General features: G+C 43.6%; 22 protein-coding genes. 11 read left to right on the forward strand and 11 right to left on the reverse strand.

Going from position 1 to position 22,540, the window contains the following annotated elements; all coding sequences use genetic code 11:
* Positions 1-392: 392 nt before the first annotated feature.
* Positions 393-2,720 carry a tetratricopeptide repeat protein gene (locus tag O9323_RS07060; protein WP_288124881.1) on the reverse strand — a complete coding sequence of 776 codons (2,328 nt, stop codon included), beginning with the start codon at positions 2,718-2,720 and terminating at the stop codon, positions 393-395.
* A gap of 605 nt (positions 2,721-3,325) precedes the next feature.
* Here O9323_RS07060 and O9323_RS07065 point away from each other — a divergent pair.
* Both O9323_RS07065 and O9323_RS07070 read left to right on the forward strand, forming a co-directional pair.
* Positions 3,326-4,387 (forward strand): CIA30 family protein, encoded by a 1,062-nt coding sequence (locus tag O9323_RS07065; RefSeq protein WP_016517314.1) that lies wholly within the window; start codon positions 3,326-3,328, stop codon positions 4,385-4,387.
* 86 nt (positions 4,388-4,473) lie between these two features.
* Positions 4,474-5,094 carry a CPP1-like family protein gene (locus tag O9323_RS07070; RefSeq protein WP_002732774.1) on the forward strand — a complete coding sequence of 207 codons (621 nt, stop codon included), beginning with the start codon at positions 4,474-4,476 and terminating at the stop codon, positions 5,092-5,094.
* On the opposite strand, the gene O9323_RS07075 is transcribed toward O9323_RS07070, so the two are convergent.
* Positions 5,091-5,786 (reverse strand): HAD family hydrolase, encoded by a 696-nt coding sequence (locus O9323_RS07075; protein ID WP_002775478.1) that lies wholly within the window; start codon positions 5,784-5,786, stop codon positions 5,091-5,093. The genes O9323_RS07070 and O9323_RS07075 overlap by 4 nt on opposite strands.
* 316 nt (positions 5,787-6,102) lie before the next feature.
* Here O9323_RS07075 and sds point away from each other — a divergent pair, with 316 nt between their 5' ends.
* Positions 6,103-7,074 carry a solanesyl diphosphate synthase gene (gene sds, locus O9323_RS07080; protein ID WP_002775476.1) on the forward strand — a complete coding sequence of 324 codons (972 nt, stop codon included), beginning with the start codon at positions 6,103-6,105 and terminating at the stop codon, positions 7,072-7,074.
* Here the strand turns inward: sds and O9323_RS07085 are convergent.
* Together O9323_RS07085 and O9323_RS07090 are read right to left on the reverse strand one after the other, a co-directional pair.
* Entirely contained in the window at positions 7,071-7,616 is a 546-nt protein-coding gene (locus O9323_RS07085) for a hypothetical protein (protein ID WP_002732796.1), read from the reverse strand. The two genes, sds and O9323_RS07085, sit on opposite strands and share 4 nt — an antisense overlap.
* A gap of 111 nt (positions 7,617-7,727) precedes the next feature.
* On the reverse strand, positions 7,728-8,060 hold the full coding sequence (locus tag O9323_RS07090) for a 2Fe-2S iron-sulfur cluster-binding protein (RefSeq protein WP_103111154.1): 333 nt from the start codon (positions 8,058-8,060) through the stop codon (positions 7,728-7,730).
* Positions 8,061-8,122: 62 nt separating this feature from the next.
* On the opposite strand from O9323_RS07090, the gene cimA reads away from it, so the two are divergent.
* Positions 8,123-9,763: a citramalate synthase gene (gene cimA / locus O9323_RS07095; RefSeq protein WP_004158098.1), complete on the forward strand. Its 1,641-nt coding sequence runs from the start codon at positions 8,123-8,125 to the stop codon at positions 9,761-9,763.
* 117 nt (positions 9,764-9,880) lie between these two features.
* Here the strand turns inward: cimA and O9323_RS07100 are convergent, their stop codons facing one another.
* From O9323_RS07100 to pilM, 6 genes are all read right to left on the reverse strand, one after another.
* A complete protein-coding gene (locus O9323_RS07100; protein ID WP_043998337.1) occupies positions 9,881-10,375 on the reverse strand; it encodes a hypothetical protein in 495 nt (164 codons plus the stop codon).
* A gap of 88 nt (positions 10,376-10,463) precedes the next feature.
* Positions 10,464-10,931: a type II toxin-antitoxin system VapC family toxin gene (locus tag O9323_RS07105; RefSeq protein WP_004158093.1), complete on the reverse strand. Its 468-nt coding sequence runs from the start codon at positions 10,929-10,931 to the stop codon at positions 10,464-10,466.
* Positions 10,928-11,170 carry a hypothetical protein gene (locus O9323_RS07110; RefSeq protein WP_002775464.1) on the reverse strand — a complete coding sequence of 81 codons (243 nt, stop codon included), beginning with the start codon at positions 11,168-11,170 and terminating at the stop codon, positions 10,928-10,930. The genes O9323_RS07105 and O9323_RS07110 overlap by 4 nt, the downstream gene beginning before the upstream one ends.
* A 289-nt stretch (positions 11,171-11,459) precedes the next feature.
* On the reverse strand, positions 11,460-11,924 hold the full coding sequence (locus O9323_RS07115; protein ID WP_288124882.1) for a hypothetical protein: 465 nt from the start codon (positions 11,922-11,924) through the stop codon (positions 11,460-11,462).
* Between the two features lie 64 nt (positions 11,925-11,988).
* Positions 11,989-12,768 (reverse strand): ABC transporter permease, encoded by a 780-nt coding sequence (locus O9323_RS07120; RefSeq protein WP_024968879.1) that lies wholly within the window; start codon positions 12,766-12,768, stop codon positions 11,989-11,991.
* Between the two features lie 449 nt (positions 12,769-13,217).
* Complete coding sequence (pilM, locus tag O9323_RS07125; protein ID WP_288124883.1) at positions 13,218-14,345, reverse strand: type IV pilus assembly protein PilM; 1,128 nt, start codon at positions 14,343-14,345, stop codon at positions 13,218-13,220.
* Positions 14,346-14,853: 508 nt separating this feature from the next.
* Between pilM and ilvC the strand changes: the two genes are divergently transcribed.
* Entirely contained in the window at positions 14,854-15,846 is a 993-nt protein-coding gene (ilvC, locus tag O9323_RS07130) for a ketol-acid reductoisomerase (RefSeq protein ID WP_288124884.1), read from the forward strand.
* 102 nt (positions 15,847-15,948) lie between these two features.
* On the opposite strand, the gene O9323_RS07135 is transcribed toward ilvC, so the two are convergent.
* Entirely contained in the window at positions 15,949-16,737 is a 789-nt protein-coding gene (locus O9323_RS07135; protein ID WP_149106914.1) for an ECF transporter S component, read from the reverse strand.
* Between the two features lie 303 nt (positions 16,738-17,040).
* Here O9323_RS07135 and O9323_RS07140 point away from each other — a divergent pair, with 303 nt between their 5' ends.
* The 6 genes from O9323_RS07140 to O9323_RS07165 all read left to right on the forward strand — a co-directional run.
* A complete protein-coding gene (locus tag O9323_RS07140; RefSeq protein WP_002732467.1) occupies positions 17,041-17,325 on the forward strand; it encodes a hypothetical protein in 285 nt (94 codons plus the stop codon).
* 63 nt (positions 17,326-17,388) lie between these two features.
* Positions 17,389-18,165 (forward strand): M48 family metallopeptidase, encoded by a 777-nt coding sequence (locus O9323_RS07145; RefSeq protein ID WP_024971295.1) that lies wholly within the window; start codon positions 17,389-17,391, stop codon positions 18,163-18,165.
* 55 nt (positions 18,166-18,220) lie between these two features.
* Complete coding sequence (locus O9323_RS07150; protein WP_004158060.1) at positions 18,221-18,478, forward strand: hypothetical protein; 258 nt, start codon at positions 18,221-18,223, stop codon at positions 18,476-18,478.
* Positions 18,479-18,804: 326 nt separating this feature from the next.
* The gene (argZ, locus tag O9323_RS07155; protein ID WP_193979051.1) at positions 18,805-20,916 is read left to right on the forward strand and encodes a bifunctional arginine dihydrolase/ornithine cyclodeaminase; all 2,112 of its coding nucleotides are present in this window, start codon (positions 18,805-18,807) and stop codon (positions 20,914-20,916) included.
* A gap of 147 nt (positions 20,917-21,063) precedes the next feature.
* Positions 21,064-21,450 carry a Pepco domain-containing protein gene (locus tag O9323_RS07160; RefSeq protein ID WP_002734812.1) on the forward strand — a complete coding sequence of 129 codons (387 nt, stop codon included), beginning with the start codon at positions 21,064-21,066 and terminating at the stop codon, positions 21,448-21,450.
* The coding region (locus tag O9323_RS07165) for a caspase family protein (RefSeq protein WP_288124885.1) at positions 21,450-22,540 on the forward strand (1,091 nt) is incomplete at its 3' end. The genes O9323_RS07160 and O9323_RS07165, both read left to right, overlap by 1 nt.

Below are 22,540 nucleotides of genomic sequence, written 5' to 3' on the forward strand. Positions count from 1 at the left end.
ACCTAAAGGCGACTAGAAGCGGTTTAAGACCTGTGTTATTAATTCCTGTAGGGGGTGGTGATTCGGTAGTAGTGATGGTGGCTTAATCCTTTGCTTTGCTGTGCATTGTAGTCATGGATAAAATACCAAAGGGTTCCCCAAGGTGATTATCCATTTTTTTAGAGAAAGATAGACTCCCTCTCACCAGTCGAGAAATCCTTTGTCAGGTAATTATTTTTATTAGTCAATATTCTACACAACTCAGGCTAGATAAGGAAGATAGCTTACCGCTACTATCGGATTACTACCTAGCGGCTAATTCATCGGCAATAAGAGACTCCCCCGCTCTTTGAAGGCTTGAAATAGCCAAATCTTGAAGCCTTTGTCAAAACTGGGCCTACTTTTTAGAGAAATTACTGCATTTTTAACATCCATTCTAACGCACGTTCATACAGTTCTAAATTACCAGTTTTTATCAAGGCATTAGCGGCTTTTTGCAAATAGTTAAGGCTCGCTACTCGACTACTAGGATTTGTATCATCGTAGGTGGCAAGCGCCAAATTATAATAAGCTTCGCCATAATTTGGCTGATAAGTAATTGCTAATTGATAATCCGCAATCGCTCCCTTCTTATCGCCCATTTTTTCCTTAACTAAACCTCGATTATAGTAAGCTTCAGCATAGTTAGACTGGAGAGCAATAGCCATATTTAAATCCTCCAAAGCACCAGTATTATTTCCCAAATCAAAGCGAATAACTCCCCGGTTATTATAGGGGATTGGGTTATTGGAATTCAAGCTGATTGCCCTATCTAAATCCTCTAAAGCACCCTCTTTATCACCAGTTTGTCGTCGAATAATACCACGATTATTATAGGCGATCGGATTCTCCGATATTCTCGGTGTTACTTGTACATTATCGGGAATAGTAGCGGTATCAGTGCGTGCATTTCCCCGATTACTATACACTGTCACATCGATAGGACTAATGCTCAAAGATTGCAGATAATCTGTAATCGCTCCTTGATCATCTCCCACGTCAGCGCTACTATTACCACGACTATAGAAAATTCTCGCATCGCGGACTTTTTGTAGAAATACATTATAATCCTCGATCGCTCCCTGTTTATCCCCTTTTTCAAAACGCGCATTGGCCCGTTTATGATAACCTTCTGGATCGTTAGGATGGGCAACTATATAAGTAGTATAATCTCTTTCGGCCGCGGCAAAATTTTTCAGAGCAAAATAAGCATCTCCCCGGGCTTGAGCATGACAAGAGACATTATAATTAGGACGAAAATCGGTTTCTCTGGAGTTATAAAAATAATTTTTGTCGGCAGATTCTTGGATATTTTCGCTACAGACAGAGCGAGAAGTAAAACTAGGTGTATTAATCCGATCATCTTGGGCTAAGGCAATATTATAATTATCTACAGCCTCCTGATAACGCCCCAATTTATACAGCACTAACCCCCGATGATAGTGAGCGGCTGCATCATGACGATTTCGTGCCACTGCCGCAGTAAAATCCTCTAAAGCTCCTGCGTATTCTTGATATTTATTGGCTCGCATTAACCCACGATATACATAGGCTTTTGCGTCTTGGGGTTGCAGATAAATTGCTTGGTTATAATCTTGAATTGCCCCTTGATTATTGTTGAGTCTTAGGTGAGCATAACCCCGTTTAAGAAATGCTCTAGCATGGGGAATTTTATCGTAGTTGGGATTAATACGGATGACAAGTGCTAAGTCTTTGATGGCTCCATTATAATACTCGATCGCTGTTTGATATCCTTCGGGGGAATTATTCGATAAATTGGCTAATTCGACTTCCTCGTCAGCCATTTCAATTTGTACTCTGGCGCGGTTTTGATAACTGCTAGGAGCATTCTTGGCTAAAAATAAGTTAGGTGAGCATTTTAAAACGATTTTATAATCCTTAAAAGCCTCTCTTTTGCCGCCTATTTTTTCTAAAGCTATGGCCCGATTATAATAGCCTTCAATTAGATCGGGTTGGTATGAAATGGCCAGATTATAATCTTTGATAGCCGCCGCATAATTGCCTAAGTGAGAGTAAAGGTTTCCTCGATGATAATAGCCGCGATAATTCTCAGTTTCATAACCGATGAAACGCTGGTAATAATCTAAAGCTAAGGATTGATGATTGAGCAAAGAGGCAATAATTGCTAGGTTAAAGTAAACTTCACTTTTATTGGGATTATATTTAAAGGCTTGCTGAAAATCTGAGCGAGCAGCTTCTAATAATTTTAGCTGACGCTGCTCCTTAGCCATGGCTAACTTTAACTTACCTCTTTGATAATAGGCTTGAGCTAGTAACTGTCGATCTTTGAATCCAGGAGCATTATAATTACTATACCAAATGTATTGACTGAAATCATCGATCGCACCGTTTTGATCGTTGATTTTTTCTCGCGCTATTCCCCGTTGAAGATAAAGTCTAATCGTACCCGGATCGCTAGGATAGACTCGCAGAGTGGCCGAATAATTAGCAATTTCTCTTTTGAGAGCATTAGTATCAACTTCTTCCTTAGAAATGACAGGACATTGTAGGTTTTCCACTGCTCTCACCGAGCTAACTGCTAAACCAAATAATCCCCAAAATAACAGGGGAGAAAATAGAAATATTTTTTTTAAAAGCTTGACATTTAAACTATTTTGTGCCGCAGGAGTGGGGATGGCTTGCTCTGTCGGGGTTTTAGGGATTAAGGATTGTTGTGGCATGATGATTAAAAAAATTTGTAGTAAACTCAAATCTGAATTGCATCACTATTCGATCATATTTGATAAAATACCTCAAAGGGGGTTCGATAGTCAAGACATTTTCGGGGATGATTGTTAATTAACTCCACAACTTTTGCAGCATCCTTCCGTTGGCTATCCTAGACTGGTTATGGCAAATTAGTAGTTTGAATCAGCTTAGAAACTTAGATAGTATGGAATCGAACAAAGCAAAAATAGGCCCTCTTGGGTTTGCTGGGTACGAGCGAATAGAACGAACCACAAAGACACAAAGGACACAAAGATCGATCGCTCCTATATTAAGTTAAACTGATCAGACGAAGAATAAGAGAGCCAAAATTAATAGACCTCCCGCAAAAGTAAGTTCTCGAGCCGCTATCGGGTTAAAATATCTAAAAGCACAGATAAATTTGACATCATCTTCGGTTTTATGGGTAGGATAGTTGTCTCTTGTCTTTTTTCTCCTCCTGTCTCGGAGTTTCCTCACCTAACGGAAGATTTTTGATTTTTACAGGAGAGCTTTTGATCTCAAACAGCCAAATTAACTCGATAAAATAAAAATTAATGGCAGTAAGGAGATAAAATTTATGGCTGAGTCAAAAAACTGGGATTTTCAGAGATTTTGGCAAACTCTGGACTATTTTGATAGTATTCCCCTCTGGAGTTGTCTGCAAAAACTGCTCGGTTTCGGGGAAGATAAAAAAATTCAGCTAACAAATGAGCAAGGCATGAAGACTATTTTAGTCATTGGTGGTGAAAACGCGATCGGTAGAAAGGTAATCGCTCAACTACAGCAGCAAAACTATCAAATTCGCGCTTTAGTCGATAATATCGAGTCTGCACGTCAATTATTTGCTGAAAATGTCGATTTATTCACTCTGGAAACCCCGCAATTGTTCATGGGGATTGATGAGATTATCTACTGTCAAGGGGAGAATAACCGCCATAGTTTAGCTAATTTACTTGATTTACTGAAAAATGCCGGTATAACCGCTCAAAAAACCCTCTTTGACTTTAGCAATCCCAGCAGTGATATAAAAGAAATCTGGGGTGCGGTGGATGATGTGGTAATGGGAGGAGTGAGCGAGAGTCAGATAACCCTAACCGGAGGACGCGCTCTCTTTTCTGGTATCGTTAGAACTGAAAATAACGGCGGTTTTGCCTCAGTTCGTACCAGAAACCTGAATCCTCCCCTAAATTTATCTAACTACGAGGGAATAGAATTACAGGTACAAGGGGACGGAAAACGCTATAAATTAATTCTGCGTTGTGAAGGACGTTGGGACGGCATCGGTTACTGTTATTCTTTTGATACACTTGATCGCACTTGGCAAACGATTTCTATTCCTTTTGGCGATTTAATCCCAGTGCTGCGGGCCAAAACCCTGCGGGAGGCAGCATCCTTTGATAGCAGTAGCGTCTATGCTTTGCAGTTAATGCAGAGTAAATTCGAGTACGATGGGGCCTTAAATCCCCGTTTCTCCCCAGGATTATTTGCTTTAGAAATTGTCACAATTAAAGCCTACGGTGGCAAAAACCGCTTAATTATCGTTAAGGAAGGAGAAATCGCCGAAAAAAGCCTTTTAGATGCCAGTGGTTATCCCTACGAAGCGATCGATTCTAGCCAGATTTTCGCTAAACTTAATTAATTTAAATAAGCTTGCATCTCAAGTTAAACTACAGAACATCGGGTTAAGATCATGACTATCGGGAGCATAATTAAGGAGGTATGTTCATGAGTGAACAGAATCCCTACGAACAACTTGGGGTTACTGAAGAATCCTCTTTTGAAGAAATTCAAGAGGCCAAACAAAGACTGGTGCAACAGTATCAGAATGATAGCAAAATTGTCGAATCGATCGAGGCGGCCTACGATTCTGTCCTCATGGATCGACTGCGGATGCGACAGGAAGGTAGGATTAAAGTACCCGATCGCATTCGTTTTCCCGAACGTCTGACGATTCCGGTGGAAAGTAAACCAGTTACTAGCAGTAAATCTCCTAACTGGTGGCGAAGCTCAATCGATACACCTTCTGCACAGGATATCGGTGTACCAGCAGTGATTTACGCTTGTTTAGGAGCAATAACGCTGTTAGTTCCCGATCCCAGTGGCTCCCTTTTACCGCTGCTCTTAGCTTTTGGCGTTTTCGTTAATATCTATTTTTTCAACCGCAAAGAAAAACGTTTTGGCCGCGCCTTACTATTCACTCTCGCTGGTTTAGTGCTAGGCGTCGCTCTGGGAGCGGGATTAGCCAGTTTAGCGGCCAAGGCTGATTTGAATATTTTCGGTGATCGCCAAATTTATGCGCTCATCACTTTTCTGATCTTTTGGGTGATTAGTAGTTTTTTCCGTTAACCGAACGCTCGTAGGGATCCTAAGATCACGTCCACTGCTTCCCCAAGGTTATTGACGATATAATCAGGCTCGTAGCTCTCTAAACGGGAACGGCTGCGAATCCCCGATAATACGCCAATAACCTTGATATTTTGGCTCTTAGCGGCGGCAATATCCGCTTCCGTATCCCCCACCATCCAAGTATCGGCAGCCGCCGGCAGTTCTTTAGCGGCCTTAGCCATAAGCAGGGTTTTGTCGCGCACGTCGTTGGTTTTGGTGTAATTGTTATTTAGACAATAACGACGATTAGCGGCGAAAAAACGACCGATATCGTGGCGATTAAAGGCATGATCTAGCTCGGATACCCGCCGCATCGTCATCACGACTAAATCGATCTTTAACTCTTGGATTTTCTGGAGAGTTTCCAAAGAACCAACCACCGGGCGATCGTGGACAAGATAGGGTAAAGTATGAACAGTTTGACGACGAAGATGGGCAAATTTACGGGCCTGATCTTCATCTAATCCTGACATTTCCCCGATACGCTTCTCAGAAACCTGATCCCGTTTTAACTGCCAGAACTCCGCTTTCGATAATTCCCCGATAATTTGACCTTTATAGGCGGTTTTCTGTAAACAGTATTGATAAACTTGGTAATATCGCTCCGATACGTCCATTATCGGGCCGTCAAAGTCGCTAATTAGTCTCAACATCGTTCTAATACTTCTCGCTTTATTAATTTTTATATACAAGTTACCCTAGAGTCTTGACAATGACAAGAGTTTTGTCAGGAAAAATATTAGGGACCAGGGAAGTGGGGTGTGGGGTGTGGGGTGTGGGGTGTGGGGTGTGGGGTGTGGGGGGAGATGGGGAAATTTCAACTAATACCCCAAAACCCCAACCTCCAACCCCTCACTGTTTACTGATCACTGATCACTGATGCTTCCCCTTCCCTAGTCTGGACGGTTAGCTTAAAATAAATGTAAGGATATGTAAACTTTCGTAACTATCTCGCCAATTGGCTAACCAATGATCCCAACAACTTCTTTATTCGCACCCGTTGACGATGATCTCCGTCTTTTGACCGATAACTTAAAAAATCTCGTCGGCGCTCGTCATCCCATTTTAGCGGCGGCAGCAGAACATTTGTTCGAGGCCGGTGGTAAACGCGTTCGACCGGCGATCGTGTTGCTGGTATCTCGCGCTACCATGTTAGACCGGGATATCACTCCCCGTCATCGTCGATTAGCGGAAATCACGGAGATGATCCACACTGCCAGTCTTGTCCATGATGATGTGGTAGATGAGGCAGAATTGCGGCGCAGTGTTCCCACCGTTAACAGTTTATTTGACAATCGCGTGGCGGTTTTAGCGGGGGATTTTCTTTTCGCTCAATCCTCTTGGTATCTAGCTAATTTAGATAATTTAGAAGTGGTAAAATTACTCTCAGAAGTGATTCGCGATTTTGCTGAAGGGGAAATTCAACAGGGAATTAATCGCTTTGATACCAGTATCTCCCTGGAAGCTTATCTAGAAAAAAGTTACTACAAAACTGCTTCTTTAATTGCCAATAGTGCCAAAGCCGCTGGGGTATTAAGCGAGCAATCGGCTGAAGTTAATCATCATTTATATAATTATGGTCGCAATTTAGGATTAGCTTTTCAAATCGTCGATGATATTCTCGATTTTACCTCCCCCACGGAAGTATTAGGAAAACCCTCTGGCTCCGATTTGATCAGTGGTAATATCACTGCTCCCGCTCTCTTTGCTATGGAGGAAAATCCCTATATAGAAGTGTTAATCGAACGGGAATTTAGTCAGGAAGGAGACATCGAAAAAGCTCTTGATTTTATTCACTCTAGCCAAGGTATTCTTCGCTCAAAAGAGTTAGCCAATCAATACGGACAAAGTGCCTTAAAACACCTTGACTGTTTAGCTTCTTCTCCCTCAAAAGAGGTGCTAATCGAGCTAGTGGATTACGTTTTGAGCCGAATTTATTAGGGAATAATAGTTCTCGCCGTAGCAATAGTCCACCCATCGACTAATAATAAAAATAGGGTGAGAGTAAAAAGAATTCCATACATCCAAGGCTGAGAAAGGGGGCGAATATCGGTCATATCCAAGTTAGTTTTTTCCTCGATTATTTTGACCATGCGATTAAATCCCACCACTCGCATCGGCAATAAATAGGCTTTTTCTGCGGAGCGATCAAGGAAATAATAAACTAAACCACCCTGTCCTGTACTGCGACATTTAAGTTCTTTTATATCTGTCCAATTTAACCACCAACCAGAGCGAAGAAAAGCAGGAAACCATTGGGGATAGGTAACTTGTATCCCTGTTTCTGATAAAATGACTCTTTCACTTAAAGCTCCGTATAAAGCGATTAATCCTAAGCTGATTCCTAACCAAAGAAAATTGGGATTAACGGGGGAATTAGTGACTTTTGCTAAAAAGGGTAAAGGGATGGTTAACGCCACATATAAACTTAATAAAGTTACCCGAATTATTGGTGATATCCGAAAAGTTATTGTCTCGTTCATTTGATAACCTTAATCAGTAAACAGTAAACAGTGAAAAGAAGGCTCCGAACTTGCCACTTAATACTTTAACACTTTAACACTTAATACTGCTCACTGATAACTGATAACTGATCACTGATAACTGATCACTGAGTCTCCTTGTCCCCAAAAACCATCGTATTTAGTCACTTCAATATCACCAAAAACTTTGACTTGACAAGCAAGACGACGGTTATTATTGGGGTTATGGGGAGGTAAAGAAAGACGCGCTTTTTCCTGCCAATTGATAGCAGAAACTTCGCCCACAATTGCCACCGCACAGGTTCCACAGCTGCCGATGCCGCGACAATTGATTAACTTGGAACCGCCATTATACAAAGAAATGTCATGTTTTAATAATATACGACGAAGATTTTCACCTCGATCGCAGGTGATTGTTTGACCGTAAACTGTTATTCTAGGCATTAGGGGCGTGATTTTAAGTCGCTACAGTTATTAATTAATATTAACACCTATTGACTATTTCTATGAACAATGGTAAGCGCATTTGGGTCTATGACACTACTCTCCGGGATGGGGCCCAGCGAGAAGGTATTTCCCTCTCCCTAGAAGACAAAATTAAAATCGCTAGGGAATTAGATCGGATGGGTATTCCTTTTATCGAAGGCGGTTGGCCGGGCGCAAACCCTAGAGACGGTCAATTTTTCTGGAAAATGCACGAAAAACCCCTAAAACAAGCGGAATTAGTCGCTTTTTGTTCCACGCGTCGTCCCCATGTCGAAGCCCGAGAAGATCCGATGTTAACCGCCATTCTCGCCGCTAGAACCCGTTGGGTGACAATTTTCGGCAAATCTTGGGATCTGCACGTCACAGAGGGCTTAAAAACCAGTCTGGAGGAGAATTTAGCCATGATAGGAGATACAATCGAGTATCTACGCTGTCAGGGAAGACGAGTCATTTATGATGCCGAACATTGGTTTGATGGTTACAAAAATAACCCCGAATACGCCCTTTTAACCCTCAAAACCGCCAGGGATGCCGGGGCCGAATGGTTAGTTTTCTGTGATACCAACGGTGGCACTTTACCCCAAGAAATCGCCCCTATTGTGGAGAAAGTGCGGGAGCAATTGGGTATCGATCCTGATGAGGAAAATGCGCCTCAATTAGGCATTCATGCCCATAATGATGCAGGAACCGCCGTAGCTAACTCTTTAGCGGCAGTTAACGAGGGCGCACGCATGATTCAAGGCACAATTAACGGTTATGGGGAACGCTGCGGCAATGCCAATTTATGTACTTTAATTCCCAATCTTCAGTTAAAAATGGGCTTTTCTTGCCTAGAAGAAAATCAATTAGGCCGATTGACGGGAACTAGCCGAAAAATCAGCGAAATGGTCAATTTAGCCCCGGATGATCATGCTCCCTTCGTCGGACGTTCCGCTTTTGCCCATAAAGGCGGTATTCACGTTTCTGCGGTGGCGAAAAATCCCCTCACCTACGAACATATTAATCCAGAAGCGATCGGGAATCAGCGCCGCATCGTCATTTCTGACCAATCGGGATTAAGTAATGTCTTAGCGAAAGCGCGCAGTTTTGGCATCGATTTAAATAAAGATGATCCCACCTGTCGGCAAATATTGGAACGTTTAAAAATCTTAGAAAGTCAGGGTTATCAATTTGAGGCAGCCGAAGCTAGTTTTGAGTTATTAATGCGGGAAGCTTTGGGACAGAGAAGTCACCTTTTTGAATTAAAAGGATTCCAAGTTTATTGTGATATGCTCCGGGATAGTGGTAATGCGATTGCGACAATTAAAGTACAGGTAAAAGAGGAAGATTTATTAGAAGTGGCCGAAGGTAACGGGCCCGTGGCTGCTTTAGATCGGGCTTTAAGAAAGGCTTTAGTCAAATTCTATCCCGAAATTGCTAACTTTCACCTGACCGATTATAAAGTGAGAATTCTCGATAGTGGTTCGGGGACGGCAGCGAAAACTAGGGTTTTAATCGAGTCCAGTAACGGTCAACAAAGATGGACTACTGTGGGAGTGTCTAGTAATATTTTAGAAGCTTCCTATCAAGCAGTAGTAGAAGGAATTGAGTACGGTTTATATCTGCTGCAAAACAATAAACTAGAATTATCGGGTCAATTTTGTCCTTTAGGAATAATTTAGAGAACAGTAATCAGTAATCAGTAATCAGTAATCAGTAATCAGATTTTTTATCCCCACACCCCACACCCCACACCCCACACCCCACTTCCTGCTCCCCTTTCTAGGATTAAATAACCCCTAGGATAATAATCGGGTAACAAAAGAATTTTGCCAACGACGGGCCAAGGCCCGTAGATACATATTAACGGGAAACTGATAATATTCGATAATTAACCAGAGTAAACAAATAGCATGGCAAATAAAGGTTAAAATCGACCAAAATAGAGGCACCCATGACAAAGAACTCCCCTCGACTGGAGGAAAAAGATAGGCCCCTGTAGCCACAATTGCTGTGGGAAAAATCACAAATCCTAAACCGATAATTAAGTAAAAACCTGCCATCTCGATTCCTTCTCTCGGTAAACCCTGCCAATACTTACCATTCCAATACCAAGTTAAGGGTAATTGACTATCGGCCATTTTTAAAAGCTGTCTTTCTAAATTAGCAGTAAAAATGTGTTGACAAAAGTTACAAGCATAGGCTTCCATTAGGGGTAAAGTGGCAATTTTACCATGGCGACAGACGGGACAAGAATAGGTATCGTGATAGTTTAATCGGGTTGGCTCGGTCATGGTAATCTGAGTAAGAGTAAAAAAGGCCATTGCAGATAATTAACTTTTCCCTATTGATAACGATTGAGTTATGCGGCGCTCGCCAACACTATGGCTCATTAGTATCAAACGGGTTCAAATCTTGTGGATGAGTTAGGGTAATACTTGATATACCCGCTAAATCACTGGGATTAAAGGTCAACAGATGTGTCATTTCATTGGCAAGCATAGCCGCAACGAGACGAACATCATGAGTGCGTTTACCCATCACTCTGTTAGTTGTGACTAAGTTCAGCCAATTTGTAAAAATCTGCCGAGATTCTGCCAAGACTGGAAAACGAGCGAGAAGTTGATCTATCATGCTTCTGGTTTGTTCTACAGACCAACCCAAACCATTGACTTCAGTTGGTCTGGTGGCAACAACCCAAAACTCAATTATTACTTGTGTCGCAAGGAAACATTCATCTGATTGCATGAGCAGACGAGAAACTGCATTGGTTGCCAGCTTATGCTGTAGGTCGGAACAATTGCACAATCGCATAACAATATTAGTGTCAAGTAAATATCTCGTCATCATTCGTAAATACTATCGCGACTAAAGGCTTCATCTCCTAGACTCGGACTATCTTTGGGAAGTTGTAACACCCATTCACGCAATTCCCTAGCTCTCTGGGATGGTGTTGCTCTTTGCCAAAGCGGAACAGACGATGGGACTTGTCCAGACTGAAACTCAAGGTCGGCTATGAAATCAGCAATCTTTTTCAGTTGATCATCGTTTAGTTTATCTAATTCTTTCTTAAGATCTTCTCGCAGCATAGGTCGGTTTTGAGAAAATAGACACTCTCTATAGTAACCGATATGCTCCTAGCCGTTTGGCTCAGGTGCTTGTTTATACGATCGGCTCTAAATAATCTCCCTGATTAGGCTAGACTCAAGTTGCCAGCTTAAAAAGTCTCTGGTGGTAATGCTAAATCTCGTTATTACAGACTGATTATCTATTTCTCCTTTTGCCTATTGCAAGAGTGCCTATTGTCTCTCCTGATATGTAGCCTATACTCAACGGATTTAGTATGACATCTAATTCGCCTTGATTAAGGATAACTAATTAAGCAAGATTGGCAGGAATTGTCCCCAGTTTTTGTAGTTGTTTTTCAATATTAGCCTTTAATTGGATCCGGGAGATTTCTTTTCCTGTTTGAGCGGTGTGTGCATTTTCCAGAAAAATAATACTATCTACTTTTTCTACGGCAAATAATTGGAATAAAAGATGGGTTACGGGAATCAGGAGCGTTGATAGGGGTGAATTAGCAGTATTTTGAGCAGATATGGCCATTTTTTCCGTAGCAAAGGCATAGATTACCCTTTTTTCCTGTTGTGGCTGCTGCCGATGAGCTAATGTGGTTAGTAACCAATCACCTTGGCTATTCTGAACTACATAGTATTGTAAATGTTTTAACTGTCTAGCAAAAGCTGCAAGGACGGGATTAACCGCTTCGTCCATGACCACGGTTGCCAGTCCGTAATTGACCGCTTCTCGACTTAAAATATGCAGTTGTGCCTTTAATTTCATGGCTAATCATCTCTATAAACTAATCGATGGCGATGACATTCATTCCTTGACTCGGCAACCCCATTTAAAATTGTCGTCGTGAAAAGATGAGGATGGAGATACCCAATAATAGACCAGTATAAACGAGACTGTAGAGGGCATTAGCGATTAAGACATCAGCACTAGGGAGCAAACCATAAACGGCCTCATTTCTAAAATTCAATCTTTCCAAATCTGGGAGAATTAGATAAATATTTTTGGTGATAGCGAGAATATTGGGATTTTTGCTGATTATACCCAATTGGATCAGATCTTTGCTGATGTGACCCATTAGATAGACCCCAAAAGTCATTAGCGTGGCTAAAATCGAACTGGTAAATACCCCAAAAGCGATCGCCACGGCTGCGATCAGAATTAATTCCAAACCGAGATAGAAAACCGAGACAATCAGGGGTAAAGCTTGAAAAGATACTTTCATCCCCAGCAACATCAGCAGGTAAATCACCAACATTACCCCCAACATCACCGCTAAAACCCCAGACAAACCCAAGTGTTTACCGAGGATAAATTCGGCCCGACTCAGGGGTTTAGGAATCAAAACCAAAATAGTTCTCTTGTCAATTTCCTGATTAATTAGCCCTGTACCCACAAAAACCGCGACAATTACCCCTAATAGTCCGATAGCGGCTAATCCCAAGTCAAGAAAGATTTTCTGATGGGTTCCCACCGCAATTTCTGGTAATAAACGCCAAGCGAAGGCCATCAACAAGGCAAAAAACCCGATAAAGTAAAGAATGCGATCGCGAATAACCTCGCGAAAACTGTTAGCTGCGATTGCCCAGATTCTCAGGATGCTGATACCCATAGCCTTTCATCAAAAGAACTCTTGCCAATTAATTATATGTTATGGTCGTGGGTTAACTAATTTTCCCCAAAAAATTAGTTAGTTCATTTGTTATGAATGAAAACCTGAAGTTTAACTTTTAACCCAAAACTTTTTAGATATGCTTTAATTTGGTTGTCAAAACCTCTTTATTTAGGGTTTGCTGAAAAAGTTTGTTGGTGGGGTTAGGAGTGAGTAGCCGGTCGTCAGGAGTCGGGAGTCGGGAGTTTCAGGCTTTGTTGCCCTGCTTCTTTGTACCAGTTTATGTAATAAAAAAATAATAAGGCCAGGTTTTTGAATGTCCCAATCCGATTTTCGCAACATGAACATTGGATTTTAACAGGTCAAAAGCCTTATTTTAAAAGGGTTTTACTATTATTCAGCCAACCCTAATTAGTAGCGTATGTAAGTGTATGTTAACAAAACGTTAGCTAATTGTCAACCTCCCGCAATCCTAAACCGAGGACTGTTCCTAAACCAGGTCTTTCGGCATTAGGAATCTCTTGAGTTGTATCTAAGTTTAGTGATGCGATTGGATCGATTGCCATGGTGGGGACGCTGAGACGTTGAGTAAAATATTCGTCTAGTTGCGCTAAACCGCCCCCGGGACCGGCTAAAAGTAACTGGACAATTTCCATTTCCAGTTCATCACTTTGGTTAAGATAGAAATTAATCGATCGCCGCAATTCATCGGTTAATTCCCCTAAAACCCGCATCAGTGCCGCAATCCCGGCGGTAGTAAAGGTTCTGGAAGCACCGGTATTGGTGTCAAGACTATCAAAGGCAGTGATCGGGATTGTCATCCCCAAAAGAATCTCAGGACTGCGGGGGGTGGGCAAATTCATCGCCCTGGAAATGGCGTTTTGTAGCTGGAAAGTGCCGATGGGGACAGTGCGGGAAAATTGGGGAACGCCGTCCACCACGATGGCAATTTCCGTGTTATCAAATTCTATATCGACAATAACGGTAGCTTCATTGGAACTAAACTGTCGCAACTGATCGCGAATCGTCCGAATTAGGGAAAAACTATTAATTTCTAGCACATCTACCTGTAATCCTGCCCGTTGCAGGGTCTCCAGATAGGCATCGGTGATCTCCCGACGAGTAGCTACCAGCAAAACCTGCACCTTTTCGATGCCGTCTTCATCCTGAAAGTAGCCCAGTTTTTGGTAGTCGATATCCACTTCCTCCCGCGGATAGGGAAGGTATAAATTAGCTTCATGATTTAAGACCAGATCGCGCAATTCCTCATCGTCCAATTCCGAGGGAATAGGGATAATCCGGATAATTGACTCGCGCATGGGGACAGCAGTAGCGACTCGTTTGCTAGTAATTTTATTTTCCTTGAGGACTTCTTGGATTAATTCCGCTAAAGCGACGGAATCGACGATTTTTCCCTCCTCAAAGATGCCTTCTGGGATATCCGACGAACAACATTTAACTAATTTATAATTTTGTTTCTGTTTGGCGATCTGAACCACGTTAAGGCGCTCTGGGGTAATCTCTAACCCAATACCTTGAGTTTTTTTTGTCAATAGCTTCTTAAAAAAACTTACCATACATTTTTCGGGACAGCTCTAAGGGAATTGGTGATCAACAAAGCCAATAATCTTGATCTTTTCACCTGATTTTATTTAGTATCGATCAAGGCAGTAAATCAGTCTATAAACGATCCTAACTGGGTAATTTACCCAGAACAGGTGAAAATCGAGGGGGAGAGAAGCTATTTCTGCACTAATATTAACCTGATTATCTGTGTTCAGACCGAGGTTAATCCTAACTGGATAGGAGCAGAGGAAGCAGCTATTGATGATGATATTGTAATCAATTTTGGTGAAAGAACCAAGTCCAAGCTAAAAATTGGCCATTATCCCCCCCTTCTGCTCCACTAGATCAAGTCAGCTTTCCCTAGTTAGAGTACCCAAATATCTCGAGAAAATTCAAATTTTCTCGACACTATTTTTTCTTGACTCCTAGAAATAGGCGATCAAATGCTTCTGACGGGCGTGATTTTCGCGTATAATTAGGAGTTTGCACAGTGACAAAAAAATTTAAGGAGCGAGTTCGATGGCACGAATGTACTATGATGAGGATGCCAACTTAGACTTATTAGCGGGGAAAACGATCGCTATTATTGGTTATGGTTCCCAGGGTCATGCCCACGCATTAAATCTCAAGGATAGTGGCGTTAATGTGATTGTTGGTCTATATCCCGGCAGTAAATCGGCCATCAAAGCCAAAGAAGCCGGTATTCCGGTTTATGATGTGGCCCAAGCCGCTAAAATTGCCGACTGGATCATGATCCTCTTACCAGATGAAGTGCAGAAAACGATTTATCTCCACGAAATTGCCCCGAATTTAAGCGCAGGCAAGGTGTTATCTTTTGCCCACGGTTTTAATATTCATTTCGGTCAAGTGGTTCCCCCGGATAATGTCGATGTGGTTATGGTTGCCCCCAAAGGACCGGGCCATCTCGTCCGTCGCACCTACGAACAAGGTCAAGGGGTCCCCTGTTTATTCGCCGTCTATCAAGATGCTACCGGCCAAGCACGCGATCGGGCAATGGCCTACGCTAAAGGTATCGGTGGCACTCGGGCCGGGGTTTTGGAAACCACTTTCCGTGAGGAGACAGAAACCGACCTTTTTGGCGAACAAGCAGTATTATGCGGCGGTTTAAGTGCTTTAATTAAAGCTGGCTTTGAAACCCTCGTAGAAGCCGGTTATCAGCCCGAATTAGCCTATTTTGAGTGTTTACACGAGGTAAAACTGATCGTCGATCTGATCGTCGAGGGCGGTTTAGCCAAAATGCGCGATAGTATTTCCAATACAGCCGAGTACGGTGACTACACTCGCGGTCCGCGGGTGGTGACAGAAGCGACTAAGGCCGAAATGCGGAAAATCCTCCTGGAAATTCAATCGGGACAATTTGCCAGAGAGTTTGTCCTCGAAAATCAAGCTGGTAAACCGGGTTTCACCGCTATGCGTCGTCAAGAAGCAGAACATTCGATCGAAGAAGTCGGCCAAGATCTGCGGGCGATGATGAGTTGGCTAAAACGCTAGTTCTCTTTTTTTCGGTGTCGGGTTGGGTGCGACCCCAGAAGTCTTACCGTTGCGTCCACCCCGACACCCGATCCCCCACTCCCCAAAGGGAAAACTTCCTATTTAGTAGATCGCCTCCCGTGATTTGACTAGACCGATCGCCCGTAAACCGGCAATGACACCACAACCGATCACCATACCGACGAGGGAACGAATCAGATTTTCTATGGGAACGATCCCAATTAAAGCGATCCAGACTTCTTCTGGCCAGTTAAAAATCGAGTAGGTAATGGCGACGGCTCCTAAATGGGAGAGGCCGCTGGCGGTCCAGGTACCCCCAAAAATTCCCGCCGCTACTAGGGCTAAATTGCTACCTTTGATCCAATGGGGAAAAAGAGTCCGGGTTGGTAGGATAAATAATACCAAAGCCGACCAATCGACGAAAGCGCCAGCAATAAAGACTTGTGGCGAAATGCCGTTCAGTACGATCGCCCGGTTAGCGTAGATAAACAGGGGAATCAGAAAAATTAACGTCAATCCTAACCACCAATAACGGCGTTTTTTGCCTAAAACCATCGTTCCCGCCACAAAACTGGCTATAATTGCCCCAAAGACCGAAATAGCGGGAATTCCTGCCGTGTAGGGGGCAAGAAAAGCCCCAATTAAGGACCCAATGCCACTAGCGATCGCACCAGCGATCGGGCCGAGTAACCAACCCAAGAGGGGAAAAACCGCTTGACTGAGGGGCATACTACCGCCGGAAGCGAGGACAATGGAGAAGGGAATAAAAGAAAGGGTAGTGACAATGGCGGCTAAGACAACAATATAGGCGATCGGCGCACCATCAATAGCGGCACTACTGACAGCTTCTACTTTGCGTTCTTCCCCTTCAGGGATAATATCTAGGGTCATAGTTGCAAGGGTAATTCTAACTTTTCTATCATCCTCTGGTTTTATCCGCTTCGGGCAGTTAATGGTCAACGTTATAGCAGAGGATTTGAGCAAGCGGAAAGGAGGCAGTCGCTGCATCCCCACCGGTGTACGCTCCTGTGGGGACTTCCTCTGCTATATTTTTCTTAACCAAGAATCTTAATGATATTTTAAGATTTTTTAAAAAACCGTCCCTATCGGAGATGAACGTATATCCTAGAGGGGAGCGAGTATAAATTCTTATTCCCGTTCGATCGCGCCCCAATTCTCTGGAGATCAGCACCCATGCTTACTTTGCTCCGTTCTCTGCTATTTTCCACCCTATTAAGTTTTGTTGCCCCCGTCCTCCTGGTGGGTTCGATTTTAACTGCTTTATTCGCCACCAGTCACGTCCCCGGCTTTACTTGGGTTTCTCAGACTGTTTTTAGCCAAATTCTGCAATTTTTAACCATTTTCGGTGGCGGTTATCCCCTACAAGGAATGTTAACCATCGCTGTTACTTTTGCTTTTGTTGGCAGTTTATTCGATTTATTTAACTTTTACGTCTATCAAACCAATCGGGGACAGTAACAGACAAAGGGTGATAGACAATGTCTAGAATAAGAATGAGGTTTTTATGGGATCGAATCGTCTATGCGCCTTATTTTCTCCCGTTTTTGGCTATTAACAATAATTTCTCTGCTGCTGAGCCTGAGTATCGGGATTATCAATCCCCAAAACAGTTCCGCGCTCTCGTGGATGGATTTACTTTTTCGGGGTGTGCAAGTTATTCAACTCTCCACTATTTCTCCTCAGCAGGAAGTCGCCATCGGTAGGCAGATTAATCAAGGTTTATTAGAATCAGGTAAGGTGAAACTGTCCAAAGATGCCAGAATTAACCAATATGTCCAAGAAATCGGGCAGCAATTAGCGGCAACTAGCGATCGCCCTGACCTTCCCTACACTTTTCAAGTGGTGCGCGACAATAGCATTAACGCCTTCGCAACTATGGGTGGATTTGTCTATTTACACACGGGATTGATTAAAACTACTGATAATGAGGCCGAATTAGCCAGCGTGATTGCCCATGAAATCGGCCATATCGTTGGTCGTCATTCTATCACCCAATTACGCAATACTGCCCTCGCCCAAGGACTTCTCAGTGCGGCGGGATTAGAGACAAAAACTTGGGTACAATTGGCGGTTAATCTCGCCTACAGTTTACCAAACAGTCGCAAGGATGAATTAGAAGCGGACCGACTGGGTTTAACAAATTTGGCCAGGGCTGGTTATGAACCCACGGCGATGATCTCCTTTATGCAAAAATTAACACAACAGGGGGGTTCTACCCCGACAATTCTCAGCACCCATCCGGCTACAAGCGATCGCATTGTGGCACTGCAAAAACAGCTTAATTCGGTTAATAACTGAACTTCCCCCAGACATTATTCTTCTCCCGAATGGCGATCGCTATTCCCCTGCTCTCATGACTTTTTGTTGGGTTTCCTTGGGTCAACCCAACCGGTTTAGCGGTGGACGTTCCACAGAGGCTAAGATCGATATATTTCTCCACGAAAATTTAGTTAGAGATGCAATTAAAGTCGTTTCTGATAATTCCTATGTGCAGTCTCACCTAATTTGGCGGATAATGGATGCGGCTGCTACCGTCGCTCCTAACTGGGTGATCGATCATGTACGTCCTGCTGCGGAAAAGATACTCGACGAAAAAAGGGCTGATCCCTAGGAAGAAGCGATTAAATGGCTGAAAAAAGCTCGTAATGCCTTTTATCTGTCAGGAAGACGGGAAGAATGGCAAACTTATCGGGAAAGTTTAATTAAGGAACACGGACGCAAATCGAAATTTATGGGGTTATTTAAACATCAGGATTTACAATGATTTAAGCTTGTAGCCGTCAGTTATCGGCTAGAATCAGGCTGTTTTTAGCTTATAGAGTGGACATTGTCCTAATCTTAGGCCTAGTCATATTTTGGGGCAAAGTAGAGTATAATGGAAGATTGGTCTAAACTTATCTCCAGACTACTTATACTGAATATTCATTGTCAAAAAATATGACTGAAACTATTCGCTTTTTGATGTGTTCTCCCGATCATTACGATGTGGATTATGTGATTAATCCGTGGATGGAGGGCAACATTCACAAATCTTCCCAAGAAAAAGCTAGGCAACAATGGCAGCAGCTTTATCATGTTCTCAAAGATCGGGCGCTCGTGGATTTAGTCCCACCAGAAAAAGGCTGGCCCGACATGGTTTTTACCGCTAATGCAGGTTTAGTTCTGGAAAAAATAGTCGTTCTCAGTCGCTTTTTACACAAAGAAAGACAGGGAGAAGAACCCTATTTTAAGCAGTGGTTTGAAGATAACGGTTTTACGGTTCACGAACTGCCAAAAGATTTACCCTTTGAAGGTGCAGGAGACGCATTATTAGATCGGGAAGGACGTTGGTTATGGGCAGGATATGGCTTCAGAACTGAGTTAGATTCCCACCCTTTAATCGCTAAATGGCTCGATATCGAGGTTTTATCCCTACGTTTAATTGACGAACGTTTCTATCACCTTGATACCTGTTTTTGTCCCCTTAGTGGTGGTTATCTCCTCTACTATCCCGATGCTTTCGATGCCTATTCTAATCGATTAATTGAGTTAAAAATTCCCGAAGAAAAACGCATTATCGTTGAAGAAGCCGATGCGGTTAACTTTGCTTGTAATGCAGTAAATATCGGTCAAGTAATCGTCATGAATAAAATTAGTGACGACTTACAACATAACTTAGCTGCAAAAGGGTTTGAAGTAGTACAAACTCCCCTGACAGAGTTCTTAAAAGCAGGAGGAGCCGCCAAATGTTTAACCCTGCGTACCACCGAACCCTTAATTCCAGACCATCACGCTAATGTCACCATTGAAAGTCGCATTCTCCAGTTAGAAGGTCATCTGCTCGACGCGGGAATTATGAATAAAGCTCTCGATGTTGTGGTGGGAAATGGGGGCAGCTTCAAGGTTTTAAACTTCACCTTAGGGATTGAGCGCCAAAGTACCTCCTCGGCCGAAGTGCGGGTTTCTGCACCCTCTCACGAGGTAATGGAGGAGATCATGGTACAATTGATCGACCTCGGTGCGGCCGCTCGTCCCCAAGAAATCTGTGATGTCAATACCGCAGTGGTGGCACAAGATGGGGTCGCTCCCGATGATTTTTATGTCAGCACCATCTATCCCACGGAAGTGCGGGTTAACTGTGAATGGGTGCGGGTGGAAAATCAACGCATGGATGCAGCCATCGTCGTCACTGAAAGTCCGGAAGGCAAAACGGCAAAATGTACTCTGCTGCGGGATTTAAAAGCTGGCGATCGCGTTATGGTGGGAGTTGAGGGCATCCGTACTATCCGACAGGCGGAATCCAGGGAACAACGCAACAGCACTCAGGAATTTACCTTTATGGGTGCGGGGGTTTCCAGCGAGCGCCGAGTCGAGTTAACCGTCGAGCAGATTGCCTGGGAAATGCGTAAAATTCGCGACCAGGGCGGTAAAGTGGTGGTAACGGCAGGTCCGGTGGTCATTCACACTGGAGGAGCGCAACATCTCTCCCGTTTAATCCGCGATGGTTACGTTCACGCTTTACTGGGGGGAAATGCGATCGCAGTTCACGACATGGAACAGGCGATCATGGGTACTTCTTTAGGGGTAGATATGCAGAAAGGCATCCCCGTGCGCGGTGGCCATCGTCACCACCTCAAGATTATCAACCTCATCCGTCGCCACGGCAGCATCGCTAAAGCTGTATCGGCCGGGGTATTGACAAAAGGCGTAATGTATGAATGCGTCAAGAATAATGTCCCCTTCAGTTTGGCCGGTTCAATTCGCGATGATGGTCCGCTTCCGGATACGGAGATGGATTTAATTAAAGCACAGGAAGAATATTCCCGCTTAATTCAAGGTGCCGACATGATTCTCATGCTCTCTAGTATGCTCCATTCCATCGGTGTGGGCAATATGACACCGGCGGGGGTAAAAATGGTCTGTGTTGATATTAACCCGGCCGTGGTGACAAAATTAAGCGATCGAGGTTCCGTAGAATCCGTGGGTATTGTCACCGATGTGGGTTTATTCCTGAGTCTGTTAACCCAACAGTTGGATAAGTTAACCCGTCCCTTGGTAGAAACGGTTTAAAACCAATACTCTAAAACATAAAACTTATGAGCTTTGGGGGTATTTAAACCCCCTTTTTTGGGACTATTAACCCCTATCTCTATAGGTGAGTTAGCAATGGGTAACTAGAATAATAAAGGAGAACCATTGCCGAAAAACGAGAACGCTATGCCAGAAGAAACTATTTGGATTATCACCGCAGAAGATACCCCCGTCACCCCCGATAAAGATGCCAAAGGAAACGACACCTATGACAATCCCTGGGACAAGGGGAAAACCATCACCGAAGCTGCGACTCGTGGCGTAAAAGTGAGCATAGAGAAGCTAGAGACAGAACTTTCCCATTTTCTCCAGCTTATCGGCAAAGTCTTCAATCAAGCACAGAAACAGGTCAACCAACAAACCGGTTTTAAACTCGATGAAGTAGAGCTTTGCGTAGAGATTACCGGGGAGGGTGAGGTAAAATTATTAGGGACGGGGATTAAGACCGGCACTAAAGGCGGATTAACCCTAAAATTCAAGCGAGACGAGAAAAACACACCGACCGCAGACTAATGGCGAACTGGGCATTTATCATCGGCATTACAGCCTATAAACAGGGACACTTTAACAAGCTAGATTGCGCCATCGAAGACGCGAAGGCTATGTTTCGCTATTGTAAAGAAGAAGCCAAGTTTGACATGGTTTTCCTCTTTACCGATGATTCTGACCCCATTAAAACGCCTAGCGGTACTTTTCTAGAAACGAAACCCACCGCCACAAATTTAAAAATCTTCCTCCATGAATTTTTCGAGTCCCCGCAGTTGGAGACGGGGGATAACTTCTGGTTTTTCTTCAGCGGCCACGGATTACGACATCAGGAACAGGATTACCTCGTTCCCCACGATGGACACTCCCAATTGCTCCCAGATACCACCATTTCTCTCACCTATCTCACCCAACGCTTACGCAAATGCGGCGCGGATAATATCATTCTGTTGTTGGACTCTTGCCGTAACGAGACGCGATTCGGCAATAAATCCACGGGAGGAAAACCCCAACAGGGAGTGATTACCATCGCTTCCTGTAGTCCGGGGGAAGAATCCTATCAAATTCCCGCTTTGGGAATGAGTTCGTTTACCTACGCGCTTCTGGAGGCTTTGCGAATTGAGGGGGAAAGGAATTGCGCGACAGTGGAGAGACTTTGTAATCATCTATTCCATCGAGTTCCGGAAATCAACCGACAATACAACAAACCCCCGCAGACTCCCCACTCCACCGTCGAACCAAACTACAAAAATCATCTGATTCTGTTACCGAAACAGGCAACCCTCGCCGATATCGGGTTACTGCGAGAGGAAGCGTTAGATTTAGAAGGGGACGGGAGACTAGAAGAAGCAAAACAGTTAATGAGGCGAGTATTAGCCTTAGACCCCACGAATCCGAAGGTTTTAAAAGTTTATGACCGGATTACCCTGAAACTAGCACAACAACCCGTCCTACCGTCCCCTAAAACGGAACCGATAAATGGCGAGTCGGCGAAAACGATAACAGAAACCCCGAAACCCGCGTCACCGCCAGAAATCGAACTTAAAAGTGCCAAAGGAATCGATTATCGGAAATTAGAAGATTTATTAAAACGGCAGCAATGGAAGCAAGCGGACGA

The organism is Microcystis sp. LE19-131.1A (assembly GCF_027532015.1).
Lineage (GTDB): Bacteria > Cyanobacteriota > Cyanobacteriia > Cyanobacteriales > Microcystaceae > Microcystis > Microcystis ichthyoblabe_A.

Bases quoted from the DNA above. Each gene is read 5' to 3' on its own strand.
- O9323_RS07060 (WP_288124881.1), bottom strand. From the start codon at position 2,720: ATGCCACAACAATCCTTAATCCCTAAAACCCCGACAGAGCAAGCCATC.
- O9323_RS07065 (WP_016517314.1), top strand. From the start codon at position 3,326: ATGGCTGAGTCAAAAAACTGGGATTTTCAGAGATTTTGGCAAACTCTG.
- O9323_RS07070 (WP_002732774.1), top strand. From the start codon at position 4,474: ATGAGTGAACAGAATCCCTACGAACAACTTGGGGTTACTGAAGAATCC.
- O9323_RS07075 (WP_002775478.1), bottom strand. From the start codon at position 5,786: ATGTTGAGACTAATTAGCGACTTTGACGGCCCGATAATGGACGTATCG.
- sds (WP_002775476.1), top strand. From the start codon at position 6,103: ATGATCCCAACAACTTCTTTATTCGCACCCGTTGACGATGATCTCCGT.
- O9323_RS07085 (WP_002732796.1), bottom strand. From the start codon at position 7,616: ATGAACGAGACAATAACTTTTCGGATATCACCAATAATTCGGGTAACT.
- O9323_RS07090 (WP_103111154.1), bottom strand. From the start codon at position 8,060: ATGCCTAGAATAACAGTTTACGGTCAAACAATCACCTGCGATCGAGGT.
- cimA (WP_004158098.1), top strand. From the start codon at position 8,123: ATGAACAATGGTAAGCGCATTTGGGTCTATGACACTACTCTCCGGGAT.
- O9323_RS07100 (WP_043998337.1), bottom strand. From the start codon at position 10,375: ATGACCGAGCCAACCCGATTAAACTATCACGATACCTATTCTTGTCCC.
- O9323_RS07105 (WP_004158093.1), bottom strand. From the start codon at position 10,931: ATGATGACGAGATATTTACTTGACACTAATATTGTTATGCGATTGTGC.
- O9323_RS07110 (WP_002775464.1), bottom strand. From the start codon at position 11,170: ATGCTGCGAGAAGATCTTAAGAAAGAATTAGATAAACTAAACGATGAT.
- O9323_RS07115 (WP_288124882.1), bottom strand. From the start codon at position 11,924: ATGAAATTAAAGGCACAACTGCATATTTTAAGTCGAGAAGCGGTCAAT.
- O9323_RS07120 (WP_024968879.1), bottom strand. From the start codon at position 12,768: ATGGGTATCAGCATCCTGAGAATCTGGGCAATCGCAGCTAACAGTTTT.
- pilM (WP_288124883.1), bottom strand. From the start codon at position 14,345: ATGGTAAGTTTTTTTAAGAAGCTATTGACAAAAAAAACTCAAGGTATT.
- ilvC (WP_288124884.1), top strand. From the start codon at position 14,854: ATGGCACGAATGTACTATGATGAGGATGCCAACTTAGACTTATTAGCG.
- O9323_RS07135 (WP_149106914.1), bottom strand. From the start codon at position 16,737: ATGACCCTAGATATTATCCCTGAAGGGGAAGAACGCAAAGTAGAAGCT.
- O9323_RS07140 (WP_002732467.1), top strand. From the start codon at position 17,041: ATGCTTACTTTGCTCCGTTCTCTGCTATTTTCCACCCTATTAAGTTTT.
- O9323_RS07145 (WP_024971295.1), top strand. From the start codon at position 17,389: ATGCGCCTTATTTTCTCCCGTTTTTGGCTATTAACAATAATTTCTCTG.
- O9323_RS07150 (WP_004158060.1), top strand. From the start codon at position 18,221: ATGACTTTTTGTTGGGTTTCCTTGGGTCAACCCAACCGGTTTAGCGGT.
- argZ (WP_193979051.1), top strand. From the start codon at position 18,805: ATGACTGAAACTATTCGCTTTTTGATGTGTTCTCCCGATCATTACGAT.
- O9323_RS07160 (WP_002734812.1), top strand. From the start codon at position 21,064: ATGCCAGAAGAAACTATTTGGATTATCACCGCAGAAGATACCCCCGTC.